This is a genomic window from Nocardia sp. NPDC004151, from assembly GCF_042874235.1.
Lineage (GTDB): Bacteria > Actinomycetota > Actinomycetes > Mycobacteriales > Mycobacteriaceae > Nocardia.
In genome coordinates this window covers 310,850-328,868 of the sequence record NZ_JBIAMR010000003.1, presented here as the reverse complement: position 1 = coordinate 328,868, position 18,019 = coordinate 310,850, and the positions used below count along the sequence as shown (strand labels likewise).

The window sequence follows — 18,019 nt, the reverse complement described above, 5'->3', positions numbered from 1 at the left end:
GGTCCACCGGCACGAACGCCGCACCGGTCTTGGACACCGCCCATTCGGCGAAGTAGGAGTCGTCCGATCGCGGGACGGCGACGGCGACCAGGTCCTCGGCGCCGATGCCGCGCTCGATGAGCAAGCGCGCCAGGCGGTTCGAGCGGGCATCCAGCTCGCCGTAGGACAGACTCCGGCCCTCGAACACCACCGCGGGCGCGGCGGGGTCGATGGCGACGGCGTCGGCGATCAGCTCGGGCAGGGTGCGCGCCGGGACGGCGGGCAGGCCGAACCGGGCCACCAGATCGGCGCGCTCGCCGGAGTCCAGGATGTCGATCGCGCCGACACCGATCTCCGGGTTCGCGGCGACGGCCTCGAGCACCCGCACCCAGCGCTGCGCGAACCCGGCCGCGGTGGCCGCGTCGAACAGATCGGTGGCGTAGGTCAGGGCCAGGGCCATGCCGGAGTCCTGCTCCGACAGCGTGAACTGCAGGTCGAAGCGGGAGATGTTCTCGTCGAGATCCAGCGTGGAGACCGTGAGGCCCGGCAGTTCGATGCCGGCGCGGTCCAGGTTCTGGAAGGCCAGCATGACCTGGAACAGCGGGTTGCGGGCCTGCGAGCGCTCGGGCGCCAGCAGTTCCACCAGCCGCTCGAACGGCACGTCGGCATTGCCGAAGGCGTCGAGGTCGGTGTGGCGCACGCGGTCCAGCAGGTCGGTGAACGACTCACCGGGCTCGATGCCGGTGCGCAGCACCAGGGTGTTGACGAACATGCCGACCAGGTCGTCGAGCGCGGCCTCACCGCGACCGGCGACCGGGGTGCCGACCGCGATGTCGTCGCCGCCGGACAGGCGGGCCAGCAGCACCGCGAGGGCGCTGTGCATCACCATGAACAGCGACGAACCACGCTGGCGGGCAACGTCTTCCAGCGCCGCGATCAGCTCGGGCGACAGCGTCCGCTGCAGGGTCGCGCCGCGGTGCGAGGCGATGGCCGGCCGCGGGCGGTCGGTGGGCAGGGCCAGCTCGTCGGGCACGCCGCCGAGCACGCGCTGCCAGTAGGCGACCTGGCGGGCCATGATCGAGGACGAATCCTCTTCCGAGCCCAGCACTTCGCGCTGCCACAGCGCGAAGTCGGCGTACTGCACGGCCAGCGGGGCCCAGCCGGGCACCGCGCCCTGGGTGCGCGCGGTGTAGGCGACCATGACGTCGCGGGCCAGCGGGGACATGGAGAAACCGTCACCGGCGATGTGGTGCACGACCACCACGAGCACGTGCTCGGTGGCGTCCTCGCCGCCCGCGCGGAACAGGCGGGCGCGCAGCGGAACCTGCTCGGCCACATTGAAGCCCAGCGTGGCGAACGCGGTCACGGTGGCGGTCAGATCTGCGGGCGCGACCGTGACCGGCCGCAGATCGAGGGCGATCTCCTCGGCCGGGACGACCACCTGCGTCGGGGTGCCGCCGTGCTCGGGGTACTTGGTGCGCAGCGACTCGTGGCGGCGAACCACGTCGGCGACCGCGAGTTCCAGTGCGGCGGTGTCGAGTTCACCGGTGAGGCGGATTGCCAGCGGCAGGTTGTAGGCCGCCGACGAGGTGTCGTACTGGTTCAGGAACCACATGCGCTGCTGCGCGAACGACAGCGGCACCAGCTCGCCGGGAATCCGGGTGCGGGCGGTCAGCTTGGCGCGCGAGGCGCCGTCGGCATGCGATTCGATGCGGGCCGCGAGGGCCTCGACCGTGGTCGCCTCGAACAGGGTGCGCACCGCGACCGTCGTGTCGAGGGCCGCGCCGATGCGCGACACGACACGGGTGGCGATCAGCGAGTTGCCGCCCAGATCGAAGAAGTCGTCGTCCAGGCCGACCCGCTCCAGGCCGAGGACCTCGGCGAAGACGGCGGCGACCGTCTCCTGGGTCGGGGTCTCCGGCGCGCGGAAGGCGCGGGCCTGCGCGGCGGGGGCCGGCAGGGCGCGACGGTCCAGCTTGCCGTTGACGGTCAGCGGGATCCGGTCCAGCACCACGATCGCGGACGGGACCATGTAGGACGGCAGCAGTTCGGCCGCGCCGTCGCGGACGGCGTCCACGGCGGGCGCGACACCGTCCTGCGGCACCACGTAGGCGACGATGCGCTGATCGCCCGGCTGGTCCTCGCGCACGATGACCGCGGTCTGCGCGACCCCGGCCTGCGCCAGCACCGCGGACTCGATCTCACCGAGCTCGATGCGGAAACCGCGGACCTTGACCTGATCGTCGGCGCGGCCCAGGTATTCGAGCTCGCCGAAGCGGTTCCAGCGGGCCACGTCACCGGAGCGGTACAGGCGGGTGCCCGGCGCGCCGAAGGGGCTGGCCACGAAACGGGCCGCGGACAGGTCCGGGCGGCCCAGGTAGCCGCGCGCCAATTGGGCGCCGGCGACGTACATCTCACCCGCGACGCCGACCGGCACCGGGTGCAGGCGATCGTCGAGGACGTACACGCGCAGACCGGCGATGGCCCGGCCGACCACCGAACCGGTGGCGGCGGCGATGGTGTCGGCGTCGAGCACCCGCACCGACACGTGGACCGTGGTCTCGGTGATGCCGTACATGTTCACCAGGTACGGGGTGGAATCCCCGTGGCGGGCAACCCAATCCGAGAGGCGACGCAGCTCGAGGGCCTCACCGCCGAAGACGACGTAGCGCAGGGCCAGGTCCTGCTGGTCGCCGGCGGTGGCCGCGATGCGGTCGGCCTCGGCCAGCTGGTAGAACGCCGACGGCGTCTGGTTGAGGACGGTGACCTGCTCGCGGCGCAGCAGTTCCAGGAACTGCTCCGGGGAGCGCGACACGTAGTAGTCGACCACGACGAGCTTGCCGCCGTAGAGCAGCGGGCCCCACAGCTCCCACACCGAGAAGTCGAAGGCGTAGGAGTGGAACAGGGTCCACACGTCGTCGGGTCCGAAGCCGAACTCGCGATCGGTGTTAGCCATCAGGCGCACCACATTGCGGTGCGCGACCGCGACGCCCTTCGGGCGGCCGGTCGAACCGGAGGTGTAGATGACGTAGGCGACGTGGTCCGGGTGCAGCGCCGAACGGCGGTCGGCATCGGTGACGGGGCCGTCGGCCGCGTCCACGATGTTCCCGGCCTCCAGCGAGAAGCCGTCCAGGAGAACGGTGTTCAGCTCGGCCGGGAGTTCGACCTGCACGGTCGAGTCGGTGATCACGCTGGTGGGCTTCGCGTCCGAGAGCACGAAGGCGATGCGGTCGGCCGGGTAGGACGGATCGATCGGCACGTAACCCGCACCGGTCTTGATCACGGCCAGCAGCGCCACGACCAGGTCCGCGGAACGCGGCAGCAGCACCGCGACCAGCGACTCCGGACCGGCGCCCTCCCCGATCAGCCTGCGCGCCAGCACGTTCGCGCGGCGATCCAGCTCGAAGTAGGTGAGCTCCTCGTCGCCGAACCGCACCGCGACCCGCTCCGGGTGGGCGGCCACGGCCAGGTCGAACAGGCCCGAGATGGTGGCCTCGGACGCGGCGAACGGGCTCGCCAGCGCTTCGAGGGGGTTGGACAGGCGCTCGGCGGCCCCGCCCAGCGCGGCCAGCGCGGCGGCCTCGGGCGCGATGCCCGAGATGCCCTCGGCGACGGCGAGTTCGGCCTCGGCGACCGCGGCGCGCGCGGTCTCGGCCAGCTCCACGATGTCGTCGCCCGCGGAGACCCAGTACTCGGCCACGTCGTGGCGTTCGCCCTCGCCCAGCAGGTCGATGTCACCGATCAGCGCCGACGGGTCCTCGGCGACGGCGCGCAGGATGCGAACCAGGCGCTCGGCGAAGGAGATGACGGTCTCGGCGTCGAACAGATCGGTGGCGTAGTTCCAGGACAGACCCAGCGACCCGTCGGCGCGCTCGCTCACCGTGAGCTGCACGTCGAACTTGGCGGTGCCCGGATCGAATTCGACGACTTCGAGGGCCAGGTCGGGCAGCTCGACGGCGGCCGCGTCCTTGGCGCTCGCGGCCTCGAAGGTCAGCGCCACCTGGAACAGCGGGTGGTGCGCCTGCGAGCGGACCGGGCTGAGCACGTCCACCAGCCGCTCGAACGGCACGTCGGCGTGCGCGAAGGCGGCCAGGTCGGTGCGGCGCACCTGCGCGAGCAGATCGCGGAAGGCCGCGTCCGGCCGCACCTCGCTGCGCAGCACCAGGGTGTTGACGAACATGCCGACCACGTCGTCGAGGGCGCGTTCACCGCGGCCCGCGATCGGGGTGCCGATGGCGATGTCGGTGGACCGCGACAGGCGCGCGGACCAGGCCGCGAGCGCCGCGTGGACCAGCATGAACAGGGTGACGTCGTGTTCGCGGGCCACGCCGGTGAGGGCGCGGTGCAGGTCGGCGTCGATGGAGAAGTCGTGCACGCCACCGGCATTGGTGGCGACCTCGGGCCGCGGCCGGTCGGCGGGCAGCTCCAGCTGCTCGGGCAGGTCGGCCAGCTGGGTGGTCCAGTAGCCGATCTGCTGGGCGGCGATCGACTCGGGATCGGTCTCCGCGCCGAGGATCTCGCGCTGCCACAGCGTGTAGTCGGCGTACTGCACCGGCAGCGGCGACCAGGCCGGGGCCTCGCCGGCCGCGCGGGACAGGTAGGCGGCGACCACATCGCGCAGCAGCGGCCGCAGCGACGCGCCGTCGGCGCTGATGTGGTGCAGCACCAGCACGACCACGTGCTCGGTCTCGCTGAGGCTCAGCACCGTGGCGCGGAACGGCAGTTCGCGGGTGACGTCGAAGAAGACGCTCGCCAGCTGGGTGATGCGCGCGGTCAGGTCGGCCGCGGTGACGGACTCGGTCCGCACCTCGAAGTCGATCTCGGACAGCGGCAGGATGCGCTGGTAGCCGTCGCCCTCGATCTCGGGGTAGACGGTGCGCAGCGACTCGTGCCGGGCCAGCACGTCGCCCAGCGCGGCGGTGAAGGCAGCCGGGTCGATGGCGCCGGTGAGCTTCAGCGCCACCGGGATGTTGTTGACCGCGGTGCGGTTGTCGAAGCGGTTCAGGAACCACATGCGCTGCTGCGCCAGCGACAGCGGCACCAGCTCCGGGCGCTCCTGGGCGACCAGGGCCGCCCGGGCGCCGGTGCCGACGCGCGATTCCAGCTGTGCGGCAAGGGAGGCCACGGTGGAGGCCTCGAACAGCGCGCGCAGCGGGATGTCGGCGTCCAGCGCCGCGGACAGGCGGGCGATCACCTGGGTGGCGATCAGCGAGTTGCCGCCGAGCTCGAAGAAGTCGTCGTCCAGGCCGACCCGGTCCAGGCCGAGCACGTCGGCGATGACGCCGGCGACCGTCTGCTGCACCGGGGTGGCCGGGGCGCGGAAGGTCTTGGCGGCGAAGGTCGGCGCGGGCAGCTGCTTGCGGTCCAGCTTGCCGGAGGCGTTGAGCGGGAAGGCGTCCAGCACCATGAAGGCGGCCGGGACCATGTAGGCCGGAAGCTGTTCGGAGAGCACGTCCTTCACGGCGTCGAGGTCGAGGTGACCGTCGGCGGCGATCAGGTAGGCGACCAGCTGATCGCCGGTGCGCTCGTCGTGGCGGACCACGACCACGGCCTGCGCGACCGCGGGCAGCGCGGTGAGCGCGGACTCGATCTCGCCGAGCTCGATGCGCAGACCGCGCAGCTTCACCTGGAAGTCGGTGCGGCCCAGGTATTCCAGCTCACCGTGGCCGGTCCAGGTGACGAGGTCACCGGTGCGGTACATGCGCGCACCGTCCCCGAAGGGGTTGGCCACGAAGCGGTCCGCGGTCAGGTCGGGGCGGGCCACATAGCCGGTGGCCAGCTGGTCACCCGCGAGATAGAGCTCACCCGCGACACCCACCGGAACCGGGTTGAGGCGCGAATCCAGCACGTACACCTGGGTGTTGAACACCGGCGCGCCGATCGGCACCGAGGCGACGTCGGCGTCGACGACCTCGTGGAAGGTCACGTCGACCGCGGCCTCGGTGGGGCCGTACAGGTTGTGCAGGCGCGCGCCGGTCAGCCGGCGCAGCTTCTGCGCGGTCGGCGCGGGCAGGCCCTCACCGGAGGCGAAGACGTTGGTGAGGCTGACACAGTCGGCGGCGGCCGGCTCGGCCACGAAGACCGCCAGCATGGACGGCACGAAGTGGGTGACCGTCACGCCCTCGCGGACGATGATCTCGGCCAGGTAGGCCGGGTCACGGTGGCCGTCCGGCTTGGCGACCACCAGGCGCGCGCCGACCTGCAAGGGCCAGAAGAACTCCCACACCGACACGTCGAAGGTGGCCGGGGTCTTCTGCAGCACCACGTCGTAGGCGGCCAGGCCGTACTGGGCGTGCATCCACACCAGGCGGTTGACGATGGCCGCGTGGCTCACCGCCACACCCTTGGGGCGGCCGGTGGAGCCGGACGTGAAGATCACGTAGGCGGTGTTGCCCGGGCGCAGCGGCGAGCGGCGCTCGGCATCGGTGACCGGGCCGTCGTCGAACGCCGACAGGTCCAGCTCGTCGATCCGAACCTGGCGGGCCTCGACACCTTCCGCTCCACCTCCCAGCGCTTGGTCGTCACCGGAGGTGAGCACGCAGACCGGCTGCGCGGTATCGAGGATGTACTGGGTGCGCTCGGCCGGGTGATCCGGGTCCAGCGGCACGTACGCGCCACCGGCGACGGCCACGGCGTACATGCCCGCGACCAGGTCGATGGAGCGGCGCATGCCCAGCGCCACAAAGGATTCCGGTCCGACGCCCTCCGCGATGAGCCAGCGCGCCAGCTTGCGCACCCGGGCCGCGAACTCGGCGTAGGACAGACTTGTCCCCTCGAACGTGACAGCCGTCGCATCCGGAGTCAGCGCGACCTGCGCCTCGAACAGCGACACCAGCGTCGCCGCCGCGCCCTCTTCGATCTCCGGCAGCGCGGTGTCCAGCTCGAACGCGGTCTCGTTCCAGCCGACCAGCAGCTGACGGCGCTCGGTCTCGCTCAACAGCTCGACATCGCCGACCAGCCGGGCCGGATCCGTGGCCACGGCGGTCAGCATGGCGACGAAGCGCTGCGCGAACACGTTGGCGTAGGCGGCGTCGAAAAGATCTGTCGCGTAGACGAGTTCGGCGTCCATGGCAGAGTCGCCGTCGACGACTTCGCTCAGCGTCATCTGCAGATCGAACTTGGCCGACTGCTGATCGATGGCCAGCTCGGCGACGCTCAGGCCCGGTAGCTCCAGCGAGGCACGCCCCAGGTTCTGGAACGACAGCATCACCTGGAACAGCGGGTGGCGCGCCTGCGAGCGGGCCGGGTTGAGCACCTCGACCAGGCGCTCGAACGGCACGTCCGCGTGGGCGAAGGCCTGCAGGTCGCGCTCGCGCACGGACTTCAGCAGGTCGGTGAAGCTCGCGCCGGTGTCCACCGGCGACCGCAGCACCAGGGTGTTGACGAACATGCCGACCAGGTCGTCGAGCGCCTGCTCGCCACGGCCCGCGACCGGGATGCCGACCGCGATGTCGTCGGTGCCGCTCAGGCGGGCCAGCAGCGCGGCGAAGGCGCTGTGCACCACCATGAACAGGGTCGTGCCATGGGCCTGTGCCACCCGGTTCAGTCCGGCGATGAGCTCGCCCGGCACCTGGAACCGGTGGGTGCCCGCGTCGTAGGAGGCCACGGCCGGGCGCGGGGTGGTGGACAGGCGCAGCTCGTCCGGCAGGCCGGACAGGGTGTCACGCCAGTAGTCGAGCTGCTCGGTGATGAGCGAGCGCGGGTCCTCTTCCGAGCCCAGGGTCTCGCGCTGCCACAGCGCGTAATCCGCGTACTGCACCGGCAGTTCGGTCCAACCCGGGGTCTCGCCCTGGCTGCGCGCGATGTAGGCGGTCATCAGGTCGCGGACCAGCGGCGTCATGGAGAAGCCGTCGGCGGCGATGTGGTGGGCCACCAGGACCAGCACGTGCTCGTCGGCCGCGAGGCGGTAGGCGCGCAGGCGCACCGCGGTCTCGGTGGTGACGTCGAAGCCCTGCGCCGCGAACGCGTAGACCGCGGCGAACAGCTCGCCCTCGGTCACGTCCAGGACATCCAGCTCCGGAATGGCGCGGCCGGTGGGCAGCACCTTCTGGTAGGCGACGCCCTCGTGCGACGGGTACAGGGTGCGCAGCGACTCGTGGCGCGCCATCACGTCGGCGATCGCGCCGCGCATGGCGTCGAGATCCAGTGCGCCGGTGAGCCGTACGGCCGCCGGGATGTTGTTGGCCGCCGATTCGGGATCGAACCGGTTGAGGAACCACATGCGCTGCTGCGCGAGCGACAGCGGCGGGTACTCGGGGCGGGTGCGGACCGTGAGCGCCTGGCGCACACCGGTTCCCGCGTGCGACTCCACCCGCGCGGCCAGCGCGGCCACGGTCGGGGCCTCGAACAGCACGCGCACGCCGATCTCGGCGTTCAGCGCGGCCGACAGGCGGGCGACCACCTGGGTGGCGACCAGCGAGTTGCCGCCCAGTTCGAAGAAGTCGTCGTCCACGCCGACGCGCTCGGGGCCGTTCTCCGTTCCGGAGATGCCGAGCAGGTCGGCGAAGATCTGCGCGATGATCTCCTCGATCGGGGTCGAGGGGGCGCGGAACCGCTTGGCCTCGAACACCGGCGCGGGCAGCGCCTTGCGGTCCAGCTTGCCGGAGGCGTTGACCGGGAAGGCGTCCAGCACCACGAGCGCGGCCGGAACCATGTAGGCGGGCAGCGAGGCGCTCAGCGCGGCCTTCACGCCGTCGACGTCGACCGCGGCGTCGGGCTCGCGGACCACGTAACCCACGAGCTGGTCGCCCGCGTGCGCGTCGGTGCGGACCACCACGACGGACTGGGCGATGGTCGGCTGCGCCAGCAGCGCCGCCTCGATCTCGCCCAGCTCGATGCGCAGACCGCGCAGCTTCACCTGGAAGTCGGTGCGGCCCAGGTAGTTCAGTTCACCGCCGGCGGTCCAGGAGACCAGGTCGCCGGTGCGGTACATGCGGTCGCCGGAGACGAACGGGTTGGCCACGAAACGGTCCGCGGACAGGTCCGGGCGGCCCAGGTAGCCGCGCGCGAGCTGATCGCCCGCGAGGTAGAGCTCACCCGCGACACCCGGCGCGACCGGGTGCAGGCGGGCGTCGAGGACGTAGGTCTCGGTGTTCCATACCGGGCGGCCGATCGGCACGAAGACGGTGTCGGCGTCGACGACCTCGTGATAGGTGACGTCGACGGCCGCCTCGGTCGGGCCGTAGAGGTTGTGCAGCCGCGCACCGGTCAGCTCGCGCAGCTTCTGCGCGGTCGGCGCGGGCAGCGCCTCACCGGAGGCGAAGACCTGACGCAGCCGCGGTGCGGCGGTGGCGGAATCACCGCTGTCGGTACCGAGGGTGGCGACGAAGACCGACAGCATCGACGGCACGAAGTGCGCCGTGGTGATGCCCGTTTCCGCGATGACATGGGCCAGGTACACCGGGTCGCGGTGGCCGTCCGGCTTGGCGACCACCAGGCGCGCACCGGTCTGCAAGGGCCAGAAGAACTCCCACACCGACACGTCGAAGGTCGCCGGAGTCTTCTGCAGCACCGCATCGTTCGCGTCGATCGGGTACTCGTGCTGCATCCACAGCAGGCGGTTCACGATCGCGCCGTGCTCGACGGCCACACCCTTGGGGCGACCGGTCGAACCGGACGTGAAGATCACGTAGGCCGTGTGCTCGGGCCGGATCGCCTGTCCCCGTTCGGCATCCGTGATCGGAGCGTCGGAGTAGGCGTCCAGGTTCAGGCTGTCGACCTCCAGCACCGGCACATTGCGGCCGGTCACGAAATCGTCGCGGCCGGTGGTCAGGATGGCGACCGGGCGCGCGGTGTCGAGCACGTAGTCGATGCGCTCCATCGGCTGGTCCGGGTCCAGCGGCACGTACGCGCCACCGGCCTCCAGCACGGCGTACATGGCGACGACCAGATCCAGCGAACGCCGGATCGCCAGGGCCACCGGCGATTCCGCGGTGACGCCCTGCGCGATGAGCTTGCGGGCCAGCTTGTGCACCCGCGCCGAGAACTCGGCGTAGGACAGACCTGTCCCCTCGAATTCCACGGCAGGCGCATCGGGGCTGGTCAGAGCCTGGGCCTCGAACAGCGAGACCAGTGTGGCGGCCTCACCCTCGGGCAGTGCGGGCAGCACCGAGGCCAGGTTGAACGCGGTGTCGTTCCAGCCGTCCAGCACCTGGTCGCGCTCACCGGCGACCAGCAGGTCGATATCGCCGAGCGGCCGATCCGGGTGCGCCACCACGGCTTCCAGGATCAGATCCAGTCGCCGCGCGAACGCCTCGATGGTGGGCTCGTCGAACAGGTCCAGCGCGTAGGAGATCTCGGCCGACATGCCGGCGTGCTCGCCGTGGTCGTCCTGCGCCTCCTGCAGGGTCAGCTGCAGGTCGAACTTGGCCAGGCGGGCGTCGTAGTCGATGCCGTTGACCGAGAGGCCCGGTAGTTCGAGGCTGGCCTGCCGGGTGTTCTGGAAGGTCAGCATGACCTGGAACAGCGGGTGGCGGGCCTGCGAACGGGCCGGGTTGATGACCTCGACCAGACGCTCGAACGGCACGTCCGCGTGCGCGAAGGCGTGCAGGTCGGTGTCGCGGGAGCGGGCCAGCAGGTCGGCGAAGGTCTCCGAGCCGTCCACCTCGGTGCGCAGCACCAGGGTGTTGACGAACATGCCGATCAGGTCGTCGAGGGCGGCCTCACCACGGCCGTGCACCGGGGTGCCGATCGCGATGTCGGAGGTGCCCGACAGACGGGCCAGCAGCACCGCCAGAGCCGAGTGCATGACCATGAACAGCGAGGCGTTGTGCCGGCGGCCCAGATCCACCAGCGCCTGCTGGGTTTCGGCGGAGATGGCGAACGGGTAGGTGCCACCCTGGTAGCTGGCCACGGCCGGACGCTGCCGGTCGGAGGGCAGCACCAGCTCGTCGGGCAGGTCGGCCAGGGCCTCGGTCCAGTAGCGGATCTGCTTGGAGATCAGCGCGTCCGGATCGTCCTCGGAGCCGAGCACCTCGCGCTGCCACAGCGCGTAATCGGCGTACTGCACCGGCAGTTCCGCCCAGGCCGGGGCCTCCCACGAGGTGCGGGCCGCGTAGGCAACCATCACGTCGCGGGCCAGCGGGCCCATGGACCAGCCGTCGGCGCTGATGTGGTGGACCACCATGCCGAGGATGTACTCGGTGTCGCTGATCTCGAAAAGCGCCGCGTGCAAAGGCACTTCGCCGGTGACGTCGAAGGCCATGGTGGCCAGCTCGACCAGGTGGTCGATCAGGTTGGACTCGGTGACCGGCACCGGGGTCAGGTCCGGCACGATCTGCGCGGCGTCGAGCACCCGCTGCACCGGGCCGTGCGCGGTCTCCGGGAAGACGGTGCGCAGCGACTCGTGCCGGTCGATGACGTCGATGACCGCGACCTGCAGGGCCGCGATGTCCAGCTCACCGGAGAGCCGGATGGCGACCGGGATGTTGTTGACCGCCGAGGCGGTGTCGAAGCGGTTGAGGAACCACATGCGCTGCTGCGCGAGGGAAAGCGGAACCTCGTTCGGGCGTTCGCGCGCCACCAGGGCCTTGCGGCCGCCGTCGCCGACATGCGATTCCACGCGGGCCGCGAGGGCCTCCACGGTGGCCGCCTCGAACAGCATGCGCACCGGCACGCGGGTGTCGAGGGCGGTCCCCAGGCGGGTCGCCACCTGGGTCGCGATCAGCGAGTTGCCGCCCAGCTCGAAGAAGTCGTCATCGACGCCGACGCGGGCGATGCCCAGCACCTCGCCGAAGATCTGGGCGATGATCTCCTCGATCGGCGTTGTCGGAGCGCGGAATTCGCGCACCTCGAACCGCGGCGTCGGCAGCGCCTTGCGATCCAGCTTGCCGGAGGCGTTGAGCGGGAACGCGTCGAGCACCATGATCGAGCCCGGCACCATGTACGCGGGCAGGGTGCGCTGCAACGAGGTCTTGACCCCGTCCAGGTCCACCGGGCCGCCGGCCACGATGTAGGCGACCAGCTGATCGCCGGCCACGGTGTCGATGACCAGCACCACGGCCTGCTGCACCTTGGGGTGGTCCAGCAGCGCGGTCTCGATCTCGCCGAGCTCGATGCGCTGACCGCGGAACTTCACCTGGAAGTCGGTGCGGCCGATGTATTCGAGAATGCCGTAGCCGATTCCGCCTGCGGGCGCGGAGCCTGCGGAGCGCCCATGGTTCCAGCGCACCAGGTCGCCGGTGCGGTAGAGCCGCGAACCCGGCTCACCGTAGGGGTTGGCGACGAAACGCTCGGCGCTCAGGTCCGGGCGGCCGAAGTAGCCGCGCGCCACCTGCACGCCGCCGAGGTACAGCTCACCCGGGACGCCCGCGGGCACCGGGCGCAGGCCCTCGTCGAGCACATAGGTCTGCGCGTTCCACACCGGGCGGCCGATCGGCACCGAGGTGACCACCGGCGCGTCGATGGCGGCGGCGGTGGCGTGCACGGTGAACTCGGTCGGGCCGTACAGGTTGTGCACGGCCGCGGTGGAGAAGCGGCGGAACGCGGTCACCGTGGCCGGCGGCAGCGCCTCACCGGCGACCAGAACCGCACGCAGGGACAGGCATTCGGATGCCGAGGCTGTGGAGGCGAACACGCTCAGCATGGACGGCACGAACGAGGTCATGGTGACCCGGTGGCGTCCGATGACCTCCGAGAGGTACATCGGGTCGCGGTGGCCGTCCGGCGCGGCGATGACCTGCTGCGCGCCGACCGCCAGCGAACCGAACAGCTCCCACACCGACACGTCGAAGGTGACCGGCGTCTTCTGCAGGATCACATCGGTGTCGTCGATGCGGTATTCGGCGGTGATCCAGGCGATCTGGTTGAGCACCGCGGCGTGCGGGATGGCCACGCCCTTGGGGCGGCCGGTCGAGCCGGAGGTGAACAGCACGTAGGCGGCATTGTCCGGGCGCAGCGACGCGAGCCGGTCCGCGTCGGTGACCGGGGCGTCGCTGTAATCCTCGAGGTCGAGCGAATCCAGCTGCAGCACCGGGCAATCCGCGGATTCCACGGCGTCGTCGACGGTGGTGAGCAACACCACCGGCTCGGCGGTGCGCAGCACGTAGTCGGTGCGCTCGGCCGGGTGGTCGGGATCGATCGGCACGTAGCCGCCGCCCGCGGTGAGGGTGGCGTAGATGGCGACCAGCATGTCCACCGAGCGGCGAATACCCACCGCCACCAGGGACTCCGGGCCGACGCCGGTGTCGACGAGCTTGCGCGCCAGGCGGTTCACCCGGGCGGAGAACTCGGCGTAGGTCAGCTCCTCGGCGGGGCCGAACATGCTGCCGCTGCGCTCGCCCGGATCGAAGATCAGGGCGGTGGCGTTCGGCCGGATCCGGACCTGCTGCTCGAACAGGTCGAGAACCGTTGCCGCGCCACGCAGTTCGCGCGCGGTGTGGTTCCAGGCGTGCAGGACGGTCTCGCGCTCACCGGCGTCGAGGACGTCGATATCGCGGACCACGGTGTCCGGGGCGGCGACGGCGGTCTCGAGCACGCGCAGATAGCGCTGCCCGAACTCGGCGACGGTCGACGCGTCGAACAGGTCGGTGGCGTAGGACAGGATCACCGACAGCCCGCCGGGGTCGCCGCCCAGACCGCGCTGCTCGGTCAGCGTCCACTGCAGGTCGAACTTGGCGATGTCGACCTCGAGCTCGTCCGCGGAGACGGTGAGGCCGGGCAGCTCCATGGAGCCGTGCGACATCTCCTGGAACGACAGCATGACCTGGAACAGCGGGTGCCGGGCCTGCGAACGGGTCGGGTTGAGCACCTCGACCAGTCGCTCGAACGGGACATCGGTATTGGCGAAGGCCGCCAGGTCGGTCTCCCGGGTGCGGGCCAGGAAGTCGGTGAAGCGTTCCGCCCCATCCACTTCCGAGCGCAGCACCAGGGTGTTGACGAACATGCCGATCAGGTCGTCGAGCGCCTGCTCACCGCGACCGGCGACCGGGGTGCCGATGGCGATGTCGCTGGTGCCCGACAGGCGGGCCAGCAGCACGGCCAGCGCGCTGTGCATGACCATGAACAGCGAGACGCCCTGGGCGCGAGCCAATCCCGCGAGCCGGACGTGCAGTTCGGCCGGGATCTCGAAGGTGACGCGGGACCCGTGGAAGCTCTGCACCGGCGGCCGCGGCCGATCGGCGGGCAGGTCCAGCTGATCCGGCAGCCCGGCCAGCGCCGTGCGCCAGTAGTCGTTCTGACGCGCGGCCATGGAGTCGGCGTCGGATTCCGAGCCGAGCAGCTCCCGCTGCCAGAGGCTGAAGTCCTGGTATTGCACCGGCAGCGGCGCCCACGCGGGCTCCTGACCGGCGACCCGGGCCAGGTAGGCCGCGGTCATGTCGCGCGAGAGCGGACCGAAGGAGAAACCGTCGGCGGCGATGTGGTGCACCACGAACGCGACCGCGAGATCCAGTTCGCCGTCGTCGGCGACGGCATGGCGGCCGGTCTCGGCGCCGGCGGCGACCCGGTACACGCGTACCCGGATCGGCAGCTGGGTGGAGACGTCGAAGCCCGCGGACGCGAACTGTGCCAGCGCGGAGGGCAATTCGGCAGCGGCGAGGTCGTGCACCTCGATGCCGAGATCCACCTCGTCCATGGGCAGCACCTGCTGGAAGCCGCCGTCGCCGGACTCGGGGAAGACGGTGCGCAGCGACTCCTGGCGCGCCACCACGTCGGTCAGCGCCAGCTGCAGCGCGTCGATGTCGACCTGCCCGCGCAACCGCACCACGAACGGCAGGTTGTAGGTCGGGACGTTCGGGTCGAACTGGTTGAGGAACCACATGCGCTGCTGCGCCAGCGACAGCGGCACCCGTTCCGGACGCTCCCGCGCCACCAGCGGCGGCCGCGAGACATCCGCGGGCCCAGCGGCTTCCACGCGCGCGGCCAGCCCGGCCACGGTCGGGGTCTCGAACAGCGCGCGCACACCCAGGCGGGTGCTGAACGCGGCCGAGATGCGGGCCACCACCTGGGTGGCGACCAGCGAGTTGCCGCCCAGATCGAAGAAGTTGTCGTCCACGCCGACCCGGTCGTGACCGAGCACATCGGCGAACACGCCCGCCACGATCTCCTCCGCGGCGGTGCGCGGGGCGCGGTATCCGGCGGCGCCGGCGCTGAACACCGGCTCCGGCAGGCCCTTGCGGTCCAGCTTGCCGGATGTGTTGAGCGGGAACGCCTCCAGCACCATGATCGAGGCCGGGACCATGTAGGTCGGTAGCTTCTCGGCGGCGAAACGGGTCAGCTCGGCCGGATCGACGCTCTGCCCCGGGACCGGCACCACATAGGCGACCAGCTGCTGACCGGTGGCGGTGTCCATCACCAGCACGGCGGCCTGGCTGACCGACGGGTGGGCCAGCAGGTCGGTCTCGATCTCGCCGAGCTCGATGCGCTGACCGCGGAACTTCACCTGGAAGTCGGTGCGGCCGATGTACTCCAGCGCACCGGAACCGTTCCAGCGCACCAGGTCACCGGTGCGGTACATGCGCTCGCCGGTGAGCGACAACGGATTCGCGACGAAGCGGTCCGAGGTCAGATCCGGGCGGCCCTTGTAGCCGCGCGCCAGCTGGCGGCCCGCCAGATAGAGCTCACCCGCGGCGCCGATGGCGGCCGGTCGCAGATGCGAATCCAGTACGTAGACTTCGACATTCCACTCGGGCACACCGATCGGCACCGTGACGGTGTCGGCGGCGGTGTTCTCCCAGTAGGTGACCGAGACCGCGGCCTCGGTCGGGCCGTACAGGTTGTGCAAGCCGGCCGAGGTGATCTCGCGGAAGCCCGCGCCGGTCTCCGGCGGCAGCGCCTCACCGATCACGAAAACGTACTTCAGCGTGGCGCACTGGGCACGGGTGGCGTGCGCGACGAACACCGTCAGCATGGACGGCACGAAGTCGGTGACCGTGACGCCGTGGCGCTCGATCATCTCCGCCACGTACAGCGGATCGCGGTGACCGTCCGGGGTGGCCACGATCAGCTTCGCGCCGACCAGCAGCGGCATGAAGTAGCCCCACAACGACACGTCGAAGGTGGTGGCCGTCTTCTGCAGGTACACATCGTCTTCGGTCATCGGATACTCGTCGAGCATCCACAGTTCCTGGTTGACGATGGCGTGGTGGGTGACCGCGACGCCCTTGGGGCGGCCGGTCGAACCCGAGGTGTAGATGACGTAGGCGGTGTTGTCCGGGCGCAGCGGCGCGCGGCGGTCCGCGTCGGTCACCGGCTCGGCGGAGTACGCCGACACGTCGAGGGTGTCGATCTCCAAGCGCCGCACGGACTCCGGCAGCTCGAGCTCGTCGCGGGCTGTGGTCAGCACGCAGACCGGTGCCGCGGACTCCAGGATGTAGGCGGTGCGGTCGGCCGGGTGGTCCGGGTCGATCGGCACGTACGCGCCACCGGCGCGCAGCACCGCGTGCATGCCCACGACCAGCTCCAGCGAACGCCGCATGCCCAGGGCCACCAGCGATTCCGGGCCGACGCCGTCCTCGATCAGGAAGCGGGCCAGGCGGTTGACCCGCTCACCGAACTCGGCGTAGGTGAGCCGCTCGCCCTCGAACTCGACGGCCACATTGTCCGGGGTCAGCGGAATCTGCTTGTCCAGCAACGCCGGCAGCGTGGTGACCGGCACCTCGTGCGCGGCGGAGTTCCACTCCACCAGGGTGCGGGTGCGCTCGGCCGCGGTGGTGATGGGCAGGCCCCACACCGGCTGCTCCGCCTCCGCCGCCAGGAAGCGGTCGAAGAACTCCAGGAAACGCGCGTGGTGACTGCGGGTCTCGTGGTCGGAGTACAGGTTGGGGTTGGTCTCGAAGTCGATGTGGTTCCGGGTGCCCTTCACCGACTGGTAGAAGTTGACGCCCAGGTCCTCGATGGAACCGGTGGACAGCACGCTGTACTCACCGGTGATGTCGCCGAGCACGACCTCGTTGTGGAACAACATGATGTTGACCCACGGACCGAAGAACTGCGAACCGACCTCGCCACCGGAGAAGTCACCGGCAGCGCCCGAGTCACGGCTCGCCATGGTGCTGTCGCGCTTGATGTCCTCGGCGCGGTAGCGCTGGTGACGCAGGGCGCCCGAGACGGCCACCGTCACCTGCGCGAGCAGATCGGTCACCGTCGAGTCGTGGCCGACCTTCAGGCGCAGCGGCACGATGTTCGAGGCCGCGCCACCGGAGCGGCGCATGATCGCGGTGGTGCGCGCGGTCACCGGGAGGCTGAGGACGACGTCCTGGGTGCCGGTCCACTGCGCGAGGTAGGCGGCGAAACCGGCGATCAGCAGTCCCGCGGGCGAGGACTCGTGGCGGGCCACGGCCTGATCCAGCAGCGAGGTCTGATCCTCGGTGAGCGCGGCCGTGGCGATCCGGTTGATCGCCGCCGGCGGCGCGGAACGTCCGGCCAGGCTGGTGCCGTCCTCGACCCCGGCGATCCGCTCGGCCCAGTACTCCTTGTCGGACTGGAAGCGGCTCGAGTCGCGGTAGGCGAACTCCTGCTCGACCAGGGTGGGCAGGTCGGTCAGCTTGTGCGGCGGGGGTTCGACGCCATTGACGAACGCGGTGTAGACCTCGGCGACCCGGGTCATGTAGGTCACCGCGCCGAGACCGTCCAGCACGATGTGGTGGATGCGCGCATACCAGTAGAAATGGCCGTCGGCCAGTTTCAGCATGCAGGTGCGGATGAGGCGGTCGCGGGTGAGCTCCAGGGGCGCGCTGTAGTCGGCGCGCATCCAGGCGTGGGCGGCGGTGGCCGGATCGGCCTCGGCGCTCAGATCGACGTGGTAGATGGTGCGGTCCAGCGAGTGGTCCACCATCTGCATGGGCTCGCCGTCACGCTCGACGATGCGCAGGAAGCCGGAACCGAACTCCTCCGAGCCGCGCACCATGGCGGCCTCGAGCAGCGCCATGTCGAGTTCCCCGCGCAGCTCCACGAACTGGGCGATATTGATCGGAACCTGCGGGTCCAGATGCTGGGAATACCAGATGCCGAGCTGCGCCGGCGACAGCGGGAAAAGTTCGCCCGATCCCGGTGCGATTTCGCTGCCAGCTTCGCCGATGCCGCCGAAATCCAGCCGGTCCAA

At 70.7% G+C, this 18,019-nt stretch carries 1 protein-coding gene (only partly in view); it reads right to left on the bottom strand.

Annotated elements, in window-relative coordinates; genetic code table 11:
- Positions 1 to 18,019: the start of a non-ribosomal peptide synthase/polyketide synthase gene (locus tag ACFYTS_RS08885; protein ID WP_387302374.1), read on the bottom strand. The gene continues 26,132 nt to the left of window position 1, outside the view; 18,019 of the gene's 44,151 nt are visible here — the first part of the coding sequence; it begins with the start codon at positions 18,017 to 18,019; its stop codon lies off the left edge, out of view.